At 74.2% G+C, this 19,991-nt stretch carries 17 protein-coding genes; 12 read left to right on the forward strand and 5 right to left on the reverse strand.

Annotated features, from left to right (window positions below; genetic code table 11):
• Positions 1 to 163: 163 nt before the first annotated feature.
• On the forward strand, positions 164 to 427 hold the full coding sequence (locus HNR08_RS08590) for a hypothetical protein (protein WP_146834514.1): 264 nt from the start codon (positions 164 to 166) through the stop codon (positions 425 to 427).
• Here HNR08_RS08590 and HNR08_RS08595 read toward each other — a convergent pair.
• Positions 414 to 1,730 (reverse strand): MATE family efflux transporter, encoded by a 1,317-nt coding sequence (locus tag HNR08_RS08595; protein WP_146834511.1) that lies wholly within the window; start codon positions 1,728 to 1,730, stop codon positions 414 to 416. The two genes, HNR08_RS08590 and HNR08_RS08595, sit on opposite strands and share 14 nt — an antisense overlap.
• A gap of 335 nt (positions 1,731 to 2,065) precedes the next feature.
• Here HNR08_RS08595 and dnaB point away from each other — a divergent pair, with 335 nt between their 5' ends.
• The 3 genes from dnaB to HNR08_RS08610 all read left to right on the forward strand — a co-directional run bounded on the left by dnaB (position 2,066) and on the right by HNR08_RS08610 (position 5,522).
• Positions 2,066 to 3,439, forward strand: coding sequence for a replicative DNA helicase (gene dnaB / locus HNR08_RS08600; protein WP_183834950.1), 1,374 nt, complete (start codon positions 2,066 to 2,068; stop codon positions 3,437 to 3,439).
• A gap of 200 nt (positions 3,440 to 3,639) precedes the next feature.
• Complete coding sequence (locus HNR08_RS08605) at positions 3,640 to 4,542, forward strand: sulfite exporter TauE/SafE family protein (RefSeq protein WP_183834952.1); 903 nt, start codon at positions 3,640 to 3,642, stop codon at positions 4,540 to 4,542.
• Positions 4,539 to 5,522, forward strand: coding sequence for an ornithine cyclodeaminase family protein (locus HNR08_RS08610; RefSeq protein WP_146834502.1), 984 nt, complete (start codon positions 4,539 to 4,541; stop codon positions 5,520 to 5,522). The genes HNR08_RS08605 and HNR08_RS08610 overlap by 4 nt, the downstream gene beginning before the upstream one ends.
• Before the next feature lie 51 nt (positions 5,523 to 5,573).
• Here HNR08_RS08610 and HNR08_RS08615 read toward each other — a convergent pair whose 3' ends face one another.
• The gene (locus HNR08_RS08615; RefSeq protein ID WP_146834499.1) at positions 5,574 to 6,248 is read right to left on the reverse strand and encodes a GntR family transcriptional regulator; all 675 of its coding nucleotides are present in this window, start codon (positions 6,246 to 6,248) and stop codon (positions 5,574 to 5,576) included.
• A 187-nt stretch (positions 6,249 to 6,435) separates the two neighbouring features.
• Between HNR08_RS08615 and HNR08_RS08620 the strand changes: the two genes are divergently transcribed.
• The 3 genes from HNR08_RS08620 (at position 6,436) to HNR08_RS08630 (ending at position 8,755) form a co-directional block, all read left to right on the forward strand.
• Positions 6,436 to 7,083 carry a PAS and ANTAR domain-containing protein gene (locus HNR08_RS08620; protein ID WP_146834496.1) on the forward strand — a complete coding sequence of 216 codons (648 nt, stop codon included), beginning with the start codon at positions 6,436 to 6,438 and terminating at the stop codon, positions 7,081 to 7,083.
• Between the two features lie 283 nt (positions 7,084 to 7,366).
• Positions 7,367 to 8,170 (forward strand): MerR family transcriptional regulator, encoded by an 804-nt coding sequence (locus tag HNR08_RS08625; protein WP_146834493.1) that lies wholly within the window; start codon positions 7,367 to 7,369, stop codon positions 8,168 to 8,170.
• Between the two features lie 45 nt (positions 8,171 to 8,215).
• Positions 8,216 to 8,755, forward strand: coding sequence for an acyl-CoA thioesterase (locus HNR08_RS08630; RefSeq protein ID WP_146834489.1), 540 nt, complete (start codon positions 8,216 to 8,218; stop codon positions 8,753 to 8,755).
• Here the strand turns inward: HNR08_RS08630 and HNR08_RS08635 are convergent.
• Together HNR08_RS08635 and HNR08_RS08640 are read right to left on the reverse strand one after the other, a co-directional pair.
• On the reverse strand, positions 8,734 to 9,237 hold the full coding sequence (locus tag HNR08_RS08635; RefSeq protein ID WP_146834487.1) for a hypothetical protein: 504 nt from the start codon (positions 9,235 to 9,237) through the stop codon (positions 8,734 to 8,736). The two genes, HNR08_RS08630 and HNR08_RS08635, sit on opposite strands and share 22 nt — an antisense overlap.
• A gap of 8 nt (positions 9,238 to 9,245) precedes the next feature.
• Positions 9,246 to 10,265 (reverse strand): LacI family DNA-binding transcriptional regulator, encoded by a 1,020-nt coding sequence (locus tag HNR08_RS08640; protein WP_146834484.1) that lies wholly within the window; start codon positions 10,263 to 10,265, stop codon positions 9,246 to 9,248.
• A 213-nt stretch (positions 10,266 to 10,478) separates the two neighbouring features.
• Here HNR08_RS08640 and HNR08_RS08645 point away from each other — a divergent pair, with 213 nt between their 5' ends.
• From HNR08_RS08645 to HNR08_RS08665, 5 genes are all read left to right on the forward strand, one after another.
• Positions 10,479 to 11,774, forward strand: a complete 1,296-nt coding sequence (locus HNR08_RS08645) for an ABC transporter substrate-binding protein (protein WP_146834481.1) — start codon at positions 10,479 to 10,481, stop codon at positions 11,772 to 11,774.
• A gap of 5 nt (positions 11,775 to 11,779) precedes the next feature.
• Complete coding sequence (locus tag HNR08_RS08650) at positions 11,780 to 12,790, forward strand: carbohydrate ABC transporter permease (protein ID WP_146834478.1); 1,011 nt, start codon at positions 11,780 to 11,782, stop codon at positions 12,788 to 12,790.
• Complete coding sequence (locus HNR08_RS08655; RefSeq protein ID WP_146834476.1) at positions 12,787 to 13,677, forward strand: carbohydrate ABC transporter permease; 891 nt, start codon at positions 12,787 to 12,789, stop codon at positions 13,675 to 13,677. The genes HNR08_RS08650 and HNR08_RS08655 overlap by 4 nt, the downstream gene beginning before the upstream one ends.
• Positions 13,678 to 13,707: 30 nt before the next feature.
• A complete protein-coding gene (locus tag HNR08_RS08660) occupies positions 13,708 to 16,152 on the forward strand; it encodes a beta-xylosidase/alpha-l-arabinosidase (protein ID WP_146834473.1) in 2,445 nt (814 codons plus the stop codon).
• Between the two features lie 171 nt (positions 16,153 to 16,323).
• Positions 16,324 to 17,802, forward strand: coding sequence for an amidase (locus HNR08_RS08665; protein ID WP_246802952.1), 1,479 nt, complete (start codon positions 16,324 to 16,326; stop codon positions 17,800 to 17,802).
• A gap of 120 nt (positions 17,803 to 17,922) precedes the next feature.
• Here HNR08_RS08665 and HNR08_RS08670 read toward each other — a convergent pair whose 3' ends face one another.
• Positions 17,923 to 19,947 (reverse strand): DUF222 domain-containing protein, encoded by a 2,025-nt coding sequence (locus HNR08_RS08670; protein ID WP_146834470.1) that lies wholly within the window; start codon positions 19,945 to 19,947, stop codon positions 17,923 to 17,925.
• Between the last annotated feature and the right edge of the window lie 44 nt (positions 19,948 to 19,991).

Consider the following 19,991-nt stretch of genomic DNA (forward strand, 5'->3'; position numbering starts at 1 on the left):
GCGCGGGGCGTGCGTGCGTCCGGGGCGCGGCGCGCGGCGGTCGAGGTCGAGGGTTTCGCTCATCCTCCGGCGTGTCGTCGCGGCGTGTCGAGCGGAACCCTCGACCTGGCGTTCCGTCCCGGGGCGGAGGCAGGCCGGGCGAGCGCTGGGTAGCGTCGAGGGCATGAGCGAGCAGCCGCAGCCGCCGGCGCCCGAGGCGGAGCAGGACGGGACGAACCCGAACGCCGCCTTCCTGCCGATCGGGCTCGTGTTCTTCATCCTCGGGCTCAGCGGGCTCACGAACGAGTCGATGCGTTCGACGTCGTACGCGTTCCTGCCGATCGGGATCGTCCTCCTGCTGCTGAGCGCGCGCTCCGGCCGGGGCGAGAAGGCGGCCGGCGCGCCACCCGAGGAGCCACCGGTGGACCCGGACATCACGCCCCGGTGACCATCCAGGCCCCGCCGCGCGCCCGCAGGCCGGTCGTCACGGCCCGCGCCAGCATGAACACCCCGGCGAACGCCGCCCACAGCCACGCGAGCCCGGCCCACCCGTCCGGCGCCCACGCCCGGACCGCCAGCGCGACCGGCACGTAGGCCGCGAGCGTCACGAGCCCGGCCGCCGCGAGGAACCGCCCGTCGCCCGCACCGATCAGCACCCCGTCGAGCACGAACACCCACCCGGCCATCGGCATCAGCGCCGCGGCGACCACCAGGCTGACGGTCACCGCGTGCCGGACCTCGGGGTCCGACGTGAACGCCGCGGACAACCACCAGCCCAGCGAGCCGGTCAGCAGCCCCAGCACCACCCCGGCCCCGACGCCCCACTGCAGCGTCCGGCGCAGCAGCGACCGCACGAGCGGCACGTCCGCCGCCCCCAGCGCGTGCCCGACGAGCGCCTGCGCCGCGATCGCCAGGGCGTCCAGGGCGAACGCCACGAAGCCCCAGACCGCGTTCACCACCTGGTGCCCGGCGAGCGCCACCGGGCCGAGCGCGGTCGCGACCCACACGGTCAGCAGGATCGCCACGCGCAGCGACAGCGTGCGCAGCAGCAGCGGCGTCCCGGTGCGGACCCCCGCGAGGATCCCGCCCGGCGCCGGGCGCAGCGACGCCCCCGCCCGCCGCGCCCCGCGCACCACGACGACGACGAGCGCCGCGCCCATGCCGACCTGCGTGATCGCCGTCCCGAGGCCGGACCCCGCGATCCCCAGCCCGGCGCCGTAGACCAGCACCACGTTGAGCGCCGCGTTCACCGCGGCCCCGACGCCGGCGACCACGAGGGGCGTGCGCGTGTCCTGCAGCCCGCGCAGGGCGCCCGTGGCGGCCAGGACCAGCAGCATCCCGGGGAGCCCCGGCGCGGAGGCGCGCAGGTAGGTCACGGCCTGCTCGGCCACCTCGCCGGTCGCCCCCAGCGCGCCGACGGCCCACGGCGCCAGCGCGAGGGCGGCCGCGGCGAGCACGACCCCGAGCCCGCCGCCGAGCCACAGGCCGTCCACGCCCACCTGCATGGCGCCCGCCCGGTCGCCCGCCCCGAGTCGCCGGGCGACGACGGCCGTGGTCGCATAGGCGAGGAACACGCACAGCCCGACGACGGTGACGAGCAGCGTGGACGCCAGGGAGAGGCCGGCCAGCTCGGTGGTCCCCAGCCGTCCGACGATCGCCGAGTCGACCAGCACGAACAGCGGTTCGGCGACCAGCGCCCCCAGCGCCGGGACGGCGAGACCGAGGATCTGGCGGTCGACGGTGGACAGCATCTGTCCGAGGCGTGAAATCGCGGCCAACTTCGTCCTGTCCACATCGGTTGATGGCGTTTGCCCCGGTGAGAAGCCGCTGGTCGCGAGGCTGTCCGGAGTCATCCACACCTGTGTCCACGGACTGTGGACAACTGCACGGTGCTCGTCCACAGCCTTCCACAAGGTCGCCCACACCCCCTGTGGACGCCTCGCTCGACGCCGACCCCGGACGGCACCTAACCTCGCGACGGCGCGCGAACCGTCGCCGGGTGCGCACCGCCTCCGCGGACGTGTGGGTGGCCGGTGCTAGAACGGGTGTTCGACGGCTGAGGGCGACAGGACGAGGGGCGGGGCACGTGACGATCGAGGACCTGGAGTACGGGGCACCCGCGGGCCAGGGGCGCGCGCCGGCGTTCGACCGGACCCCGCCGCAGGACCTCGACGCCGAGCAGTCCGTGCTCGGCGGCATGATGATCTCGAAGGACGCCATCGCCGACGTCGTCGAGCAGATCCGCGGCAACGACTTCTACCGCCCGGCGCACGAGGCGATCTACGACGCGATCATCGACCTCTACGGCCGCGGCGAGCCTGCCGACGCCGTCACCGTCGCCGACGAGCTCACGAAGCGCGGCGAGATCGGCCGCATCGGCGGCGTGCCGTACCTGCACACCCTCATCTCGATGGTGCCGACCGCGGCGAACGCCGGGTACTACGCCCGCATCGTCCGGGAGCGCGCCGTCCTGCGCCGCCTGGTCGAGGCCGGCACCCGCATCGTGCAGCTCGGCTACGCCACCGACGGCGGCGACGTCGACGACATCGTCAACAACGCCCAGGCCGAGGTCTACGCGGTCACCGAGCGGCGCACCACCGAGGACTACCACCGGCTCGGCGAGGTCGTCGCGGGCACCCTGGACGAGATCGAGTCCGCCGGCCACCGCGGCGAGGGCATGGTCGGCGTGCCCACCGGGTTCGCGGACCTCGACCGGCTGACCAACGGGCTGCACCCGGGGCAGATGATCGTCATCGCCGCGCGCCCCGCCATCGGCAAGTCGACGCTCGCGCTGGACTTCGCCCGCGCCGCGTCCATCAAGCACCACCAGGCCTCCGTCGTGTTCTCCCTCGAGATGAGCCGCTCCGAGATCACCATGCGCCTGCTCTCCGCCGAGGCCCGCGTGCCCCTGCAGAAGATGCGCAACGGCTCGATGGGCGACGACGACTGGCAGAAGCTCGCCCAGATCCAGGGCAAGCTCACCGAGGCGCCCCTGTACATCGACGACTCGCCCAACATGTCGCTGATGGAGATCCGCGCCAAGTGCCGGCGCCTCAAGCAGAAGCACGACCTCAAGCTCGTGATCATCGACTACCTGCAGCTCATGTCCTCCGGCAAGCGCGTCGAGTCCCGGCAGCAGGAGGTCTCCGAGTTCTCCCGTGCGCTCAAGCTGCTCGCGAAGGAGCTCGAGGTCCCCGTCATCGCGCTCTCGCAGCTGAACCGTGGACCCGAGCAGCGCACCGACAAGAAGCCGGCGATGAGCGACCTGCGCGAGTCCGGGTCCATCGAGCAGGACGCGGACATGGTGATCCTGCTGCACCGCGAGGACGCGTACGAGCGGGAGTCGCCGCGCGCGGGCGAGGCGGACCTGATCGTGGCGAAGCACCGTAACGGCCCGACCGACGTGATCACCGTGGCGTTCCAGGGGCACTACTCGCGTTTCGTGGACATGCAGTCCTGACGCAGCGCCGCGCACGGCAGAGGTGCACCGCCTCGTCGAGGCCACGCCTGCGCACGGAGCCGCGTCCTCGGGACCATCGGCCCACCACCTTGTGACTCCGTTCTCAATACCATTGCACTGTCATACGGCACATGGTGTTCCGGAGCACCCGCGCCGCCCCCACCCCCTCAGAGCGGGCCTCGGCCCATGGGAGCACAGTGATGCTGTCCGTCCTGCTCGGCCTCGTCGTCGCGGTCAACCTCGTCTTCGCGTTCGTGTTCGTCCGCGACCTCCTCCGGCACCGTGCCGAGCTGCGCTCGGAGCCCGGGAGCGTGATCGGCCAGGCGCTGTCCTCGGTCGTCACCTTCTTCTTCTCCACCTTCGGCATCTCCGACTTCGCGATCTCGACGGTCGTGTACCGCCGCGCGAAGTGGGTGCCGGACGAGAAGCTGCCCGGCACGCTGAACGCGCAGTGCGTCATCCCGGTCGCCGTCATGGCGGTCTCGTACATCAGCAGCATCGAGGTCGGCCTCGTCACGCTGTTCACGTTCATCATCGCCCAGTGCGTCGGCGCCTACCTCGGGCCGCGGTTCGTGGTCCGGCTGCCCGTGAACACCATCCGCCTGTTCATCGGGATCGGCCTCGTCGTGACGTCGTTCATGATCCTCGCCGGTCAGCTCGGCTGGATCCCGTCGAACGGCGTCGCGACGGAGCTCACCGGCTGGAAGTTCGCGCTCGGCGCGGTCTGCATGTTCGTCTTCGGCGCGCTGAACAACGTGGGCATCGGCTCGTACGCGCTGACGATGGCGACCACCTACGCGCTGGGCATGAACCCGGCCGCGGCCTTCCCGATCATGATGGGCGCCTGCGCGCTGTCGGTCCCGATCGGGTCGTCGCAGTTCGTCAAGTTCGGCACCTACTCGCGCAAGCTGACGCTGTCGACGTCCACGTTCGGCGTGCTGGGCGTGCTGGTGGCGGTCTACGTCGTGAAGTCGCTCGACGTCACGGTCATCAAGTGGGTCGTGCTCGCCGTCCTCGTCTACACCGCCGTGACGATCCTGCGGGCGTTCGCCCTCGGGCGCCGCGCCCAGCCCACCGCCCCCGAGAAGGAGGTCGCAGCGTGATCCTGCTGACCGAGAAGGACATCCGCAGCCTGATGAGCATGCGGGAGGCGATCGCCGCCGCGAAGGAGGCGCTCACCCTGCACGCGGCGGGCGGCTGCGACGTCCCCCTGCGGACCAACCTCGACGTCGCGCAGCACGGTGGGCAGGCCCTGTTCATGCCGGCCCACGTGCCGCAGATCGACGCGGTCGGCATCAAGATCGTCTCCGTGTTCCCCGGCAACGCGGCCCGCGGGCTGCCGGCGGTCCCGGCGAAGGTCGTGCTGCTCGACGCCACGACGGGTGACGTCGCGGCGATCCTGGACGGGACCTACCTCACCGCGCTGCGGACGGGTGCCGTGCAGGGCGCGGCGACCGACACGCTCGCCCGGGCCGACGCGCGCACCGGGGCACTGATCGGGGCCGGCGGCCAGGCGTTCGGCCAGCTCGAGGCGATGCTCGCGGCCCGGCCGCTCACGCACGTCCGCGTCCACGACCGCGACGGCGAGCGGTGTGCCGCGTTCGTCGACGACGCCCGCGGGATGGCGAGCGGGTACGGCGCGGAGCTGTCCGTGGCGCGCACCGCCGAGGACGCCGTGGAGGGCGCCGACGTGGTGACGGCGGCGACGACCTCCCCGGTTCCCGTGTTCGACCCCTCGGCGCTCGGCCCGGGCGTGCACGTCAACGGCGTCGGCGCCTACACCCCGGCCATGCAGGAGCTTCCGGCGCGGCTCGTCGTGGACGCCGACCTGGTGACCATCGACACGGCGGCGGCGCTGGACGAGGCCGGGGACCTCATCGCCCCGATCGAGGCGGGCCTGCTCGAGCCGTCCCGGCCGGTCCCCCTCGGGGAGGTCCTGGGCGGTCGTGCCGCGGGCCGGACGGCCGATGGCCAGACCACGGTGTTCAAGACCGTGGGCTCGGCCGTGCTGGACGTCGTGACCGCGCACCGCGTCCTGCAGGCGGCGGTCGCGGCCGGGGTCGGGCACCGCATCGACCTGTGACGCCCGCGCTCTCGGTGCCCGCCCTCCGCGGCGGGCGCCGAGAGCCCCGGGTCAGGAGGTCGGTCGCGCCCAGAGCCCCCGGACGTGCCCGAGGTGCTGCTGCATGAGCGCCTCGACGGCGGGGGCGTCGCGCCGCTCGATCAGGTCCATGAGCTCGAGGTGCTCGGCGGCGGTCGCCGCGAGGTCGTGGTGCGCGGCGAGGACCGGCAGGCCGTACAGGCGGGTCCGGGCGCGCAGCTCGGCGACGAGCTCGACCAGGCGCCGGTTCCCGCAGTACCCGAGGATCGCGAGGTGGAACTCGCGGTCGTGGTCGACGTAGGCGACGAGGTCCTCCTGGGACGCCGCCTCGATGACCAGCTGCGCGAGGCCGCGGAGCCGGCCGAACTCCGACTCCGGGACGTGCGGCACCGCGTCGCGCATGCCGGCGGGTTCGACCAGCCGGCGCAGCGCGGTGATGTCGTCGAGGTCCTGCTCGGAGATCTCGACGACCCGGTAGCCCTTGTTCGGCAGCCGCTCGACCAGACCCTCCTTGATGAGGTCGAGCATGGCCTCGCGGACCGGGGTCGCGGACACCCCGAACGTCGCCGCGAGCACGGGCGCCGAGTAGACGCGCCCGGTCTCGAGCTCGCCGGTGACGATCGCCGCGCGCAGCGAGTGCCGGACGTGCTCGCGCAGGCTCGGGCGGGCGTCCAGCTCCACGAGGTGGGCGGCAGCGTCGTTCGTCATGTCCTGGTCCTTCTCCCGCCGCGGTCGGTGGCCATTGTGTCATCGGCCCCGGCGGTGACCGTCGACCCTGCACCGGCGCGGGCGACCCGGGGGGTGCGGCGGACCCGTCCGCCCCCTACGGTCGGAGCAGGCGCGGACGGGTCCGGCAGCGGCCCGCGACCGGCGCCACCGGCGAGGGGGCGAGCCGATGACCGAGCCGACAGGCGACCCGCCCGGCGCCGTGGCCGCCGGGACCTTCCGCGTGGACCGGGCCACCGGGTCGTGGTGGTGGTCCGACGCGGTGTACGCGATCCACGGGTTCGCGCCGCACGAGGTGGTGCCGACCACCGGGCTGTTCGTCGCGCACCTGCACCCCGACGACCGGGAGGACGTCCGGGCGGCCCTGGACCGGACGCTCGCCGACGGGGTGCCGATGCGGTCGGCCCACCGGCTGGTCGACGCCCGCGGGCGGGAGCACCTCGTCACGGTGGTCCTCGAGGCGCCCGCGCCGCCGGACGGCACCGCTGCTGTCCTCCGGGGCCACCTGGTCGACGCGACCGCGCGGGTGGACGCGCAGACGCGCGCCGAGGCCACCGCGTCGATCGTCGCGTCGGCCCGGAACCGCGCGCTGATCGACCAGGCCGTCGGGGCGATCGCGTTCAGCGAGCAGGTCGACGCGGAGACCGCGTTCGCGATGCTGCGGGTCGCGTCGAACGACGCGAACGTCCCGCTGCGCCACCTGGGGCGCCTGATCGCGGAGGCGCTGCCGGGCCTGGGCGGCGACCCGGAGCGGCTCAACCGGTTCCTCCGGGACCTCACGGCGGCGGCGCACCAGCACGCCCCGCGCGACCGCTGACGCGAGGGGCGAGGACCGGCCCTCGCCGTCAGCCGCGGGTCATCAGCAGGTCGAGCTCCTCCACGGCGCGCTGCTCGGGCGAGCCGGTCGCGGCGAGGGGCCGGTCTGCTGGTCGGCCTGCCGCTCGGGGACCACGTGGACGCCGAGAGCTCGTCCGGCTCGGCGGACTACGGGTCTCACGGGCTCGGCATCGTGGTCGTGACGCTCGTGAAGGTCCTGCTGATCGGGGAGGCGGCCGCGGGGTCTTGCCCCTGCCCCAGGGGCACCCCCTAGCGTCCCGGACATGACGCCCACCAGCACCGGCGCGCTCGCCCGCGCCGCCGCCCTGTCCGAGAAGGCCGTCCGGATGTACGCCGACCGCGGGCTGCTCCGCGCCGAGCGCGACCCTGTCACCGGAGCACGGTCGTTCGCCCCCGACCAGGTCGACGTCGCCCGCCGCATCGCGCTGCTGCGGGGGCTCGACATGCCGCTGGCCGACGTGGCGCGCGTGCTCGGTGCCGACGACCCGGTCGCGGCGTTCGACGCGCTGTGGAGCGAGCGGCACCGGGCCGGCGAGCGCGCGGCCGCGGCGGCGGAGTACGCGCGGGCGGTCCTCGGCGACGCCGCTGCCCCGCCCGCCGGGACCACCGTGACGTACCGCGACGTGCCCGGGCGCCTGCTCCTCGTGCAGCCCGCCGCCGCGACGCTGCCCGAGATGCCCACGGTGCTGCGCGCGACGACGGAGGCCCTGTTCGCGCACCTCGCGGCGCTCGACGTCCCGCTCGCCGGGCCGGTGCACGCCGAGATCGCGTCGCGCGCCACCGAGACGTTCCCCGCGGACCTGCGGGTGTGCGTCCCGGTGCCCGGGCCGGTCCGGCCCGCGGTCGGGCAGTCGCTCGTGCCGGACCCGGCGCACCGCGAGGCCGTCGTCGCCCTCGACCAGGCGCAGGCCGACGACCAGGCGCTGCTGGTGGCGGTGCACGACCACCTCTCGACCGGGTCCTTCGGCGGCCCGGCGCCGGCGGGGGACAACCGGGAGGTCTACCTCCCGTCGTTCGGCACCGGTGCGGCGGGCACGGTGCTGGAGGTCGCGGTCCCGGTCGGGTGACCCCCCGGACGCTCGGCGCCCGCGCGACGGCCTAGGGTGCGGGGCGTGAACCTGTACCTCCGCCTGCTGCTGCTCCGGCTGCGGTCCCCGCGGCGGCCCCGCGTCGGCGCGTGGGACGTGGCGCGGACGTCGTTCCGGGTCGTGCCGACCGACCTCGACCTGCTCGGGCACGTCAACAACGGCAAGTACCTCACGCTGATGGACGTGGCCCGCATCGACCTGCTGATGCGCGCGGGCGTGTGGGACGAGCTCCGGCGGCGCGGCTGGTACCCGGTGGTCGCCGGGCAGACCATCACCTACCGGCGGTCGCTGCGGCTGGGCCAGCGGTTCGACGTGTACTCGCGCGCGGTCGGGATCGACGACCGGTGGGTCTACGTCGAGCAGACGTTCTGCGTCGGCCGGGACGTGTACGCCCGCGCGGTGGTGCGCTCGCGGTTCCTCAAGCGCTCCGGGGGCTCGGTCGAGCGGGCGGAGCTGGAGGAGCTCGTCGGCCCCGCGCCGGACGCGCGCGACGTGCCGGAGTGGGTGCGGGAGTGGACCGGGGCGTCGCGGATCCCGGCGGCCTACGAGGTCGATGCGGCCTGACGCGGGGCACGCCGTCGCCGGACCCGCAGGATCTCGTCGACCGCGACGTCGACGGGCGTGCCGTCGACGTGCAGCGCACCACCGGCGGGGCGGTGCCAGCGGGACCCCTGCGCGTCGGTGAACGCGATCGCGAGGCTCAGGACGTCGATCGACCGGTCCTGGCCGGCGCGGTCGAGCGAGTGCAGGCGCTCGCCCGGGCTGTGCGGCAGGACGACCTCGGTCCCGAGCTCCACACCGCCGGGGAGCGTGGTCGTGACGTCGAAGACGGGTGCGCCGGAGCCGTTGAAGATCTCCGAGGCGACGCGGCCCGGACGCTCCCGGTACTGCCACGCCACCACGGAGCCCGCCCGCGTCGCGCGCTCGCGGAGCGCGTCGGCCTGCGCCTGCTTCCGCCCGCGTCGCTGCTCCACGGCGACGGCGAGCAGCGCGACGAGGAGGGCGACGAACGTGGCGATGGCGGAGAGGGCGCCCCAGGAGTCCATGCCCGCGATCATGCCGTGCGACGCGGCGCCGCCGTCGAGCCCCGCACCACGAGCGACGTCGGCAGCCGCACGTGCCCCGGCGCGTCCCCGGCCGCGCCGACGCCGGAGCCGTCGAGCAGGTCGAGCAGCAGCCGCACCGCGACCGCCCCGAGCTGCTGGATCTCCTGCCGGACGGTGGTGAGCGGCGGGGTGGTCGACGCCGACTCGGGGATGTCGTCGAAGCCGACAACGGACAGGTCGTCCGGCACCCGGACGCCGAGCCGCCCGGCGGCGTCGAGGATGCCCATGGCGGACACGTCGTTCGCGGCGAACACGGCGGTCGGCGGGTCGGGCAGGGCGAGCATGGCGGCGGTCGCCTCGTAGGCGGCGTCGCGGCGGTACTCGGCCACGTGCAGGAGCGCCGGGTCGGGGGTGACGCCGGCGTCGATGAGCGCCTGGACGTAGCCGGCCTCGCGCAGCGCGGAGGACTCGAGGTCGCGGCGCCCGCCGAGGAAGCCGATGCGCCGGTGCCCGAGGCCGAGCAGGTGCCGGACGCCGAGCATCGCGCCCTCGAGGTTGTCCGAGTCGACCGTCGGGGTGGCCCCGGGACCGGCGTGCGGGTCGACCGCCACGACCGGGACGCCGGCGACGGGGTCCACGACCGTGGGGGTGACGAGGACGGCGCCGTCGATGAGCGTGCCGCTGAGCCGGGAGAGGTAGCGGCGCTCCCAGCCGGCCCGCCCCGCGCCCCCGCCGGTGTACGCGAGCAGGGCGTAGTCGGTGCCGGCGAGCGCGGCCCCGGCGCCCTTGAGGATCTCGGTGCTGAACGGCTCGAACTCGGCGACCAGCACGCCGACCGCGTGGGTCCGCTGCGACCGCATGCCCCGCGCGACGAGGCTCGACTCGTAGCCGAGGCGCTCCACGACCTGCTGCACGTGCGCGGCGGTCCCGGCGGCGATCCCGTCGCGGCCGTTGATCACCTTCGACACGGTCGCCACGGAGACCCCGGCCTCCTGGGCGACGTCCGTGATCGTCACCCGGCGTCTCATACCGGACATCCTAGCGGTGACTAAAACGTTATCGACAACGGTTGACATGGCGGATCGTGGTTTGCGAGAGTCCCTCATGCAGTCCGGTCAGCGATGACGACGACCCCCCGGCGGGGGGAGCAGGCAGCAGCCCCGGGCAGGTGCCCGGCGGCACATCGGGTCCGACCCACCGGGGGAGGACATCCGGTCAACTCAACGAAGAGGACAGGTCTGATGAAGGCTAGGAAGACACTGGCGATCTCGGCCGCGATGCTGGTCGGGGCCATGGGGCTCAGCGCCTGCGGCGGCAGCGGGGACGAGGCGGCGTCGTCCGGCGACGGCGACGTCACGATCACCTGGTGGCACAACTCGAACAACGACCCGGGCAAGAGCTACTACGAGCAGGTCGCGGCCGACTTCGAGGCCGACCACCCCGGCGTGACCATCGAGATCAGCGCCATGCAGCACGAGGACATGCTGACCAAGCTCGACGCCGCGTTCCAGAGCGGCGACGTGCCGAGCGTCTACATGGAGCGTGGGGGCGGCGAGCTCGCCGACCACGTCGAGGCGGGCCTCACGAAGGACATCTCCGAGGCCGCGGCCGACGAGATCGACAAGATCGGCGGCTCCGTCGCCGGCTGGCAGGTCGACGGCCAGACCTACGCGCTGCCGTTCTCCCTCGGCGTCGTGGGCTTCTGGTACAACACCGAGATCTTCGAGCAGGCCGGTATCACCGAGGCGCCCGCGACGATGGACGACCTGTACGCCGCGATCGACAAGCTCAAGGCCGCCGGCGTCGAGCCCATCTCGGTCGGCGCGGGCGACAAGTGGCCCGCCGCGCACTACTGGTACTACTTCGCCCTGCGCCAGTGCGCGCAGGACGTGCTGACCGACGCGGTGAAGACGCTCGACTTCTCGGACGACTGCTTCGTCCGGGCGGGTGAGGACCTCGAGGCGCTCGTCGCGGCGGAGCCGTTCAACGCCGGCTTCCTGTCCACCCCGGCGCAGTCCGGCCCGACCTCGGCCTCCGGCCTCCTCGCGACCGGCAAGGTCGCCATGGAGCTCGCCGGCCACTGGGAGCCCGGCGTGATGCAGGGGCTCACCGAGGACGGCAAGGGCCTCGGCGACGCCACCGGCTGGTTCCCCTTCCCGGAGGTCGACGGCGGCGACGGCGACCCGGCCGCGCAGCTCGGCGGCGGTGACGCCTGGGCCGTCTCGCAGGACGCCCCGGACGAGGCCGTGGAGTTCGTGAAGTACCTGGTCTCGGACGAGGTGCAGAAGGGCTTCGCCGAGAACGACATGGGCCTGCCGACGAACCCGACGGCGAGCCAGTACGTGGCCGACCCCGCCCTGGCGAACCTGCTCCAGGTCCGGAACGACGCCCCGTTCGTGCAGCTGTACTTCGACACCGCGTTCGGTGCCTCGGTCGGCGGCGCGATGAACGACGCCATCGCCCTGGCCTTCGCCGGCCAGGCGACGCCGCAGGACATCGTCGACGCCACGCAGGCAGCGGCCGACGCCGAGAAGTGACCGACATGACCGACGACACCCTGTCGGTCCGGACCCCCGGCCGCGCCAGCACGGCGCGGCCGGGGGCCCCGGCCCCGGCCGCCGAGACCCCCCGGGCGAGGATGTCCCGCTCGCCCTGGCGCAAGCGCCTGGAGATCACGTTCTTCGTGGCCCCCGCGCTCGTGCTGTTCCTCACCTTCGTCATCTGGCCGATGCTCAAGGCCGTCCAGATGTCCGCCTACCGGTGGAAGGGCTACGGCCCGATGGTCGACTTCGTCGGCCTGAAGAACTACGTGAGCGTGCTGCAGAACGACGTCTTCACGGACGCGTTCGTGCACAACATGATCATCGTGGTCGGCTCCATCGCGGTGCAGCTCCCGCTCGGTCTGGCCATCGCTCTGCTGCTCAACCGCAAGATGTGGGGGCAGGGCCTGCTGCGGACCATCATCTTCGTGCCGTACGTGCTCGCCGAGGTCATCGCGGGTGTCGTCTGGTTCCAGCTCCTGCAGCCGCAGTACGGCGTCGTCGACACCCTGCTCGAGGCCATCGGGCTCCAGGGGCCGGCGCAGGGCTGGCTCGGGACGCCCGAGTACGCGCTGTGGACCGTGCTCGTCGTCCTCACCTGGAAGTACCTCGGCCTCGCGGTCATCCTGTTCCTCGCCGGCCTGCAGGGCGTGCCCGAGGAGCTCTACGAGGCCGCGCAGCTCGACGGCGCGACGTGGTGGCAGGTGCAGCGCCGGATCACGATCCCGCTGCTCGGCCCCACCCTGCGCACCTGGGCGTTCCTGTCGATGATCGGCTCGCTCCAGCTGTTCGACATGGTCTGGATCCTCACCGGCGGCGGTCCCGCCAACGCCACGACCACCATGGCGACCTTCCTCATCAACGAGGGCACCAAGCGGCAGAACTACGGCATCGCCGGTGCCGCCTCGGTGATCCTCTTCGCGGTCGCGCTGATCATGGCGCTCGCGTACCAGCACTTCATCCTGCGGCGCGACACGCAGGACGACGCCCCCCGGAAGAAGGCGAACCGATGACGGCCGTCACCGCGCCGGCGCGGACCGCCGGCACGTCCCCCGCACCGCGGCGCCAGCGTCGCGGCCGGTCCTTCCAGGGCGGCAGCCCGCTCGTCTACGCGATCTCGCTCGTCGTGGTCGCCCTGACCCTCGGCCCCGTGCTCTACGGCGTCCTCGGCGGGTTCCGCACCAACGCCCAGCTCGCCGAGAGCCCGGCCGGCCTGCCGTCGCCGTGGGTCCTGGACAACTACCGGGGCGTCCTGACCAACCCGAGCTTCTGGACCTACGCGCTGAACTCCAGCGCCATCGCGATCATCACGACGGCGATCGTGGTCGTGTTCGGGATCATGGCCGCCTACCCGCTGGCCCGGTACCAGTTCCGGGGCCGTGAGGCGCTGTTCACCGTCTTCGTGGTCGGCCTGCTGTTCCCGGCGACCGTCGCGATCATCCCGTTGTTCATCCTGATCTCGCGGGACCTCGGGATGGGGAACACCTGGTGGGGCGTCGCCCTCCCGCAGGCGGCGTTCGCGCTGCCGATGACCGTCGTCATCCTGCGGCCGTTCCTCATGGCGCTGCCGAAGGAGCTCGAGGAGGCGGCGATGCTCGACGGCACGACGCGCATCGGGTTCTTCTGGCGGATCGCGATCCCGCTGTCGGCGCCGGGCATGGTGACGGTCGGCGTGCTCGCGTTCGTCGGCTCGTGGAACGCGTACCTCCTGCCGCTGCTCCTGCTCCAGGGGGACATGAAGACCCTCCCGCTCGGCGTCGCGGACTTCTCGTCCGAGCACTCGGCCGACACCGCCGGGGTCTTCGCATTCACCTCCCTCGCGATGATCCCCGCCCTCGTGTTCTTCCTCGCCATGCAGCGCCGCATCGTGTCGGGCCTGCAGGGCGCCGTGAAGGGCTGAGCCGACCCCATGTCAGAGAGCGACCACCCCATGCCCGACCAGTCCACCGGCGCGGTGTCCGCCGTGCCAGCAGCGCCCGCCGCACCCGTGCCGCCCGCCATGCCCGTCGTCTCCGAGCGGGTCCGCGACCTGCACGCCCGGATGACCCTCGAGGAGAAGCTGGCGCAGCTCGTCGGCTACTGGCTCGACCAGAACGGCACCGTCGCGCCGATGCAGTCGGAGATGGCCGCCGGGCAGAAGGACTCCGGGCAGCTCCCGGAGATCACGAAGCACGGACTGGGCCACTACACCCGGGTGTACGGCACCCGGCCGGTCGAGCCCGCCGAGCGCGCGGCCTGGCTCTGGGCCGAGCAGCGCCGGCTGAAGCGGGAGACCCGCCTCGGCATCCCCGCGCTGGTGCACGAGGAGTGCCTGACGGGCCTCGCCGCGTGGCAGGCGGCGACCTACCCGACGCCGCTGGCGTGGGGGGCGTCGTTCGACCCCGAGCTGGTGCAGGAGGCCGGCCGCGCGATCGGTGACTCCATGCGCGAGCTCGGCATCCACCAGGGTCTCGCGCCGGTGCTGGACGTCGTCGGCGACCCGCGCTGGGGCCGGGTGGACGAGTGCATCGGCGAGGACCCGTACCTCGTCGGCACCGTCGGCACCGCGTACGTGCGCGGCCTCCAGGAGGCGGGGGTGCACGCGACGCTCAAGCACTTCGTGGCGTACTCCGCGTCGACCGCCGGCCGGAACCACGCGCCGGTCGAGGCCGGGCCCCGCGAGATCGCCGACGTCTACCTGCCGCCGTTCGAGATGGCGGTCCGCGACGGCGGCGCCCGCTCGGTGATGAACTCCTACGTCGACATCGACGGCGTGCCGGTCGCGGCGAGCCCGGAGTACCTGACCCGGCTGCTCCGCGAGGAGTGGGGCTTCGACGGCGTCGTGGTCGCGGACTACTTCGCGGTGGCGTTCCTCGAGGTCATGCACCAGATCGCCGCCGACCGGGGCGAGGCCGCCGCGCTGTCGCTCGAGGCCGGCATCGACATCGAGCTGCCGACCGGCGACGCCTACCTGGAGCCGCTGGCCGAGCGGGTGCGCGCCGGGCTGGTGGACGAGCGCCTGGTCGACCGGGCCGTGCTGCGCGCGCTGGCGCAGAAGGAGGACCTCGGCCTGCTCGACCCCGACGTGTACGAGGACGAGCCGCCCACCGACATCGACCTGGACTCGCCGCGGCACCGGGAGCTCACCCGCCGGCTGGCGCAGGAGTCGATCGTGCTGCTCGCGAACGACGGGGTGCTGCCGCTGCGCGCGCCGCGCCGGGTCGCCGTGGTCGGTCCGAACGCGTCCCGCGCCGAGGCGCTCATGGGCTGCTACTCGTTCGCGAACCACGTGCTCGCGCACCACCCGGGCCTGCCGATGGGCTTCGAGATCCGCAGCGTGCACGAGGCGCTGACCGCCGCGCTCGGCGACGCGGAGATCGCGTACGCCGAGGGCTGCACCGTCGAGGGCGACGACACCACCGGCTTCGCGGAGGCCGTCGCCGCCGCCGAGGGCGCGGACGTCGCGGTCGTCGTGGTCGGCGACCAGGCGGGGCTGTTCGGCCGGGGCACCGTCGGCGAGGGCAACGACGTCGAGTCGCTCGAGCTGCCCGGGGCGCAGCGCGCGCTGGTCGAGGCGCTGGTCGCGACGGGCACGCCGGTCGTCATGGTGCTGCTCACCGGCCGGCCGTACGCGATCGGCTGGGCGCTCGACGGGTCCGGCGCGCGGCCCGCCGCGGTCGTCCAGGCGTTCTTCCCGGGCGAGGGCGGCGGCGACGCGATCGCCGACGTGCTCACCGGCGCGGTCAACCCCTCGGGCCGGCTGCCCGTCTCGCTGCCGCGCGCGGCCGGGGCGCAGCCGTACCGCTACCTGCACCCGGTGCTCGGCGGGCCGTCCGACGTGACGTCCACCGACCCGACGCCGGTGCGGCCGTTCGGGTTCGGCCTCGGGTACACGACGTTCGCGTACGCCGACCTGGCCGTGGACGCCGAGGTCGACTCCGCGGGGACGTTCGAGGCGGCGGTCACCGTGACCAACACCGGCGACGTCGCGGGCACGGAGACCGTCCAGCTGTACGGGCGCGACGTGCTCGGCTCGATCGTCCGGCCCGTGGCGCAGCTGCTCGGGTACGCGCGCGTCGACCTCGCGCCGGGCGAGTCCCGCCGGGTGACGTTCCGGGTGCCGACGACGCGGCTCGCCTTCGCGGACCGGCGGCTCGTGCGGGTCGTCGAGCCCGGCGAGGTGCAGGTCTGGGTCGCGTCGCACGCGCAGGCCTCCGCCGAGCACGCCGAGCTCGGGGACACCACCGGCGGCGCCATCAGCAACGCGCGCGACCGCGAGGTGCGGTCCGTGCCCGGCACGGCCACCGAGCGCGCGTCGCTCGCGGTCACCGGCGCGGTGCACGAGGTGACGGCGGCGGACGCCCGGATCGTCGAGGTGAAGGTCACCGCTCCGTGACGACGGTGCCCGACCCGCTGCTGCCGCGCTGGTGACCTGACCCGTCGGGATCGGCGACGCGGAGCCGGTGCCCGGGCACGCCCTGCCCGGGCACCGGACGGCGTCAGCACCGGCGGGTTCCTCGGCGTGCGGCTCGGGGTGCGTCCTCGCAGGCCGACCTACGCTGTCGGGGTGACCGGCCTGCACGACATGACAGCGGTGGACCAGCGCGACCTGCTCCGGACCGGGGACCTGACCCCCGCCGGGCTCGTCGAGCACTACCTCGGCCGGGTCACCGCGGGGAACGACGCCGTCGGCGCGTTCCGCACCGTCACCCCGGAAGCCGCCCGGGCGCGGGCGGCTGAGGTGACCGCCGGGTCGGACCGGTCCGCCGCGCTGTGGGGCATGCCGCTCGCGGACAAGGACCTCGGCGACCGGGCCGGAGTGCCCACCGGGTTCGGGTCCCGCGCCTGGTCCGGCCGCCACCGCTACGTGCCCGAGGTGAGCGGGGACGTCGCGCTCGTCCTCGACGCCGCGGGCGCCGTGTCGCTCGGCAAGACGACCGCCCCGGAGCTCGGGTTCCCCGCCACGACGGAGCCGCTCGCCGGTCCGGTCGCCCGGAACCCGTGGGACACCGGGCGCAGCGCCGGCGGGTCGAGCGGCGGGGCCGCGGCCGCCGTCGCCGCCGGCCTGCTGCCGTTCGCGCCGGGGTCCGACGGCGGGGGGTCCATCCGGATCCCCGCGGCGGCGTGCGGCCTCGTCGGCCTCAAGCCCACCCGGGGTCTGCTGCCGGCCGGCGGCGGCGTCGAGTCCCTCGGGGGCCTCGTGGTGCACGGGCCGATCGCCCGCACCGTCGCCGACACCGCCCTGCTGCTCGAGGGCATGCTGCCCCGGAGGGCCGACGGCTCGGTCGAGCACCCCCGCACCCTGCGCACCGCCGCCGGACCCGCCGGGTCGTATCTCGACGCCGCGCGCCGCGGAGCCACGCCGGACGGGCGGGCGTCGTTCCGGATCGGCGTGAGCACGTTCAGCGCCTGGGCCGACGCCTACGAGATCGCCCTCGGCCCGGATGCCCGTGCGGCGCTCGACGCCGCCGCGGTCGCCCTCGGCGCCCTCGGCCACGACGTCGAGGACGCCGGCACGTGGGAGCCCGACCCCACCTACGCCCCGGCGTTCCGCACCCTCTGGATGGGCGGCGCCTCCGCCGTCCCCCTCGACGACCCGGAGCGGCTGGCGCTGCTCGAGCCGCTGACCCGCTGGCTGATCGAGCGGGGCCGCACCGTCACCGCCCGGGCGCTCGCGGAGGCGCTCGCGGACCTGGCCCGGTTCGAGCGCACCCTGGTCGCGCGCGTCGAGCGGTTCGACGCCGTCCTGCTGCCCGCCATGGCCATGACGCCGCGGCCGCTCGGCTGGTACGACGCGGAAGACCCCGAGCGGAACTTCGCCCAGCAGTGCGCGTACACGCCGTACACGTCGATGATCAACGTCGCCGGACTGCCCGCCGTCACCGTGCCGGTCCTGTGGACCGACCCCGACGAGGGCGCCCCGCGCGGGCTGCCGATGGGCGTCCAGCTCGTCGGTCGGTCCGGCGGGGAGCACGTCCTGCTGGCGATCGCCGCCCAGCTCGAGGACCGGCTGCGGTGGCCCGACCGGAGGCCCCCGGTCTGGTGATGCCGCGAGCTGCGGTGGGCCGGCGCGCTGAGGTGGGCCGGTGGGCTGCGGTGGGCCCGCGCGTTCCGGCGAGGCGGCGCGGCGACCTCGGCTCGTGCGCGGGTCAGCAGGCGTGCCGGGTCAGCTCGCCCGCCGTCGGGTGGTTCGCGCGCGGTACGCCGCGGTCATGCGCTCGAACTCCGCCCGCGTCAGACCCATCGCCTCGATCATCTCGAGCTCGAGCCCCTGGTACGCCACCTGCTCCGCCGCGGTGCGCGGCGGCCGCGCGGCGAAGTATCGCTCGCTGACCTCGGTCAGTCGCACGTGGTCGATCGGACGGCTGCTCATGGCGAGCACCGTACGACCGACCACTGACACGGCCCGGGGTTCCGGAGAACCACGGCCCCTCGACACGGGACCGGCTAGAACGGTGGTTCGGTGCAGCGCTGGGTGGTGGTGTCGAGGGACTGCCCGGTGCCGGGGCGTACGAGGTAGCGGTGGCCGGTGGGGGTGATCCACTCGAACAGGCCGGGTGCGATCTGCCGCAGCCGGAACCCGCCGTCGGTCTTGAGGCGGTGGTGGCGCCGGCACAGGGGCCCGAGGTTCGCGGCGGAGGTGTCGCCCAGGGGTGTGTCCGGCGGGTTGTGGGTGGTACTCGATGGTGTGGTCCAGGTCCGCCCGCCACGCCGAGACCGAGCAGCCCGGCGCGGCGCAGGTCTTGTCCCTCACCCGGATGTGTTCGGCCAGGGCGGCCGAGGGCCGGTAGTGGGCGCGCCCGACCTCCAGGGTGACGCCGGTGTCGTCGGTGAGGATCCGTTGCCACTCCCCGTCGGCGGCGATGGCCCGGGCGGTGGCGGCGTCGATGGGGCCGTGCCCGTCGAGGTCGGCGGGCTGGTCGTCCAGGCCCGCGAGGGTCGAGGCGGCGATGGTGATGCGGACCTGCGCGCCCGGGCGACCCGAGCACGTCGTGCACCGGCCACCCGCACCGGACACCGCAGCGCCGGACGGGGTACCGGACGCAGGGCCGGGCGCGGCGGCCGGAGCGGCACCGGGAGTGGCGGCGGTCGCGGTCGCGGTGCCGGTCGTGGACGCCGCCGGGTCGGTGGCGGGCACGGGGGTGATGGTCGCGGTGGGTTCCGGCTGGACCGGTCGCGGGCGCACCGGCTGGCCGATGACCGTGACCCACGCCCCGTCCGGGCGTGCGACAGGTACGGGCGGGGCGGGCGGGTCGAGGTGCACCTCGAACGCCGGACCGCCGGCCGCCGGGACGTCCCCGACGACCAGGTCCCGCAACCCGTCGGCGCGCAGCTGGTCCAGGGTGCGCGGGTCGCCGATCGCGCGGGCGGCGCGGGCGGTGTGCTCCAGCACCCCGTCCAACCGGAGCGCGTCCTCGTCAGGTAGCAGCACCCACAACGACGACATCCCCTCCGCCTGCGCCCGCGGGTGCGTCACCCGGCGGGTGCACCGGGCACGCTCACGCCGCTCGACCGCACCCGCGGGGTCGACCTCGATCAACGCCCTGTCCACCCGCTGCACCAGCTGCGCCCGCGAGCACTGGTCCGCATCCGGCAGCACCACGTCCTGCACCGCCTGGGCGACCTGGTGCGACACCTCCGCCAGACGCCCGGTCAGCACCGCGACCCTCCCCGGATCGATGTGCCCCGTCGCGAGCGCCTCACCCGTGGCGGCCAGCACCCCGCCCAGCAGGCGACCATCACGCACCATCCGGTTGCACGCCGGACGCGAGTCCCGCAACCGCATCGACAGCTCATCCCCCGCCACCCCGGCCACCACCGGCGGCGGACCGGCCAACGTCGACCAGTACGGGTTCATCCCCGGACGCTCACCCAGCTCACCGGCGGCGGCCAGCATCCCGGCGTGGCAGTGCGCGACCATCCGCCGCCACGCCGCCGCGACCTCCACCACGACCGGCTCGGGCAGCACGCTCAGGTCCAGACCCGTCAACCACGCGAACAGCACCGGCCCGGGCAGAGCGGCGGAGATCGCCTCGATCTGCCGCTCCTCGGCAGACCGCGGCTCGGAGCCCGCCGGCACGTCGCGGTCCGGACCGTAGTGCGTCGAGCACACCCCGTCGTCGTCGTAGACCGGCAGCACCACGGGCGCGGTCTCAGCCGCGTCCCCGAGGTGTTCCTGCTGGTCAGCCATGGCAAGACGCTACCGACCACCACCCACACGCACGCCCCGCCAGA

This window comes from Cellulomonas hominis, assembly GCF_014201095.1.
In the GTDB taxonomy this organism is placed as follows: Bacteria; Actinomycetota; Actinomycetes; order Actinomycetales; family Cellulomonadaceae; genus Cellulomonas; species Cellulomonas hominis.

Excerpts from the sequence above, each read along its gene's own strand:
- HNR08_RS08590 (WP_146834514.1), top strand. The coding sequence starts at position 164 with ATGAGCGAGCAGCCGCAGCCGCCGGCGCCCGAGGCGGAGCAGGACGGG.
- HNR08_RS08595 (WP_146834511.1), bottom strand. The coding sequence starts at position 1,730 with ATGCTGTCCACCGTCGACCGCCAGATCCTCGGTCTCGCCGTCCCGGCG.
- HNR08_RS08605 (WP_183834952.1), top strand. The coding sequence starts at position 3,640 with ATGCTGTCCGTCCTGCTCGGCCTCGTCGTCGCGGTCAACCTCGTCTTC.
- HNR08_RS08615 (WP_146834499.1), bottom strand. The coding sequence starts at position 6,248 with ATGACGAACGACGCTGCCGCCCACCTCGTGGAGCTGGACGCCCGCCCG.
- HNR08_RS08620 (WP_146834496.1), top strand. The coding sequence starts at position 6,436 with ATGACCGAGCCGACAGGCGACCCGCCCGGCGCCGTGGCCGCCGGGACC.
- HNR08_RS08625 (WP_146834493.1), top strand. The coding sequence starts at position 7,367 with ATGACGCCCACCAGCACCGGCGCGCTCGCCCGCGCCGCCGCCCTGTCC.
- HNR08_RS08635 (WP_146834487.1), bottom strand. The coding sequence starts at position 9,237 with ATGGACTCCTGGGGCGCCCTCTCCGCCATCGCCACGTTCGTCGCCCTC.
- HNR08_RS08640 (WP_146834484.1), bottom strand. The coding sequence starts at position 10,265 with ATGAGACGCCGGGTGACGATCACGGACGTCGCCCAGGAGGCCGGGGTC.
- HNR08_RS08645 (WP_146834481.1), top strand. The coding sequence starts at position 10,479 with ATGAAGGCTAGGAAGACACTGGCGATCTCGGCCGCGATGCTGGTCGGG.
- HNR08_RS08650 (WP_146834478.1), top strand. The coding sequence starts at position 11,780 with ATGACCGACGACACCCTGTCGGTCCGGACCCCCGGCCGCGCCAGCACG.
- HNR08_RS08655 (WP_146834476.1), top strand. The coding sequence starts at position 12,787 with ATGACGGCCGTCACCGCGCCGGCGCGGACCGCCGGCACGTCCCCCGCA.
- HNR08_RS08660 (WP_146834473.1), top strand. The coding sequence starts at position 13,708 with ATGCCCGACCAGTCCACCGGCGCGGTGTCCGCCGTGCCAGCAGCGCCC.
- HNR08_RS08670 (WP_146834470.1), bottom strand. The coding sequence starts at position 19,947 with ATGGCTGACCAGCAGGAACACCTCGGGGACGCGGCTGAGACCGCGCCC.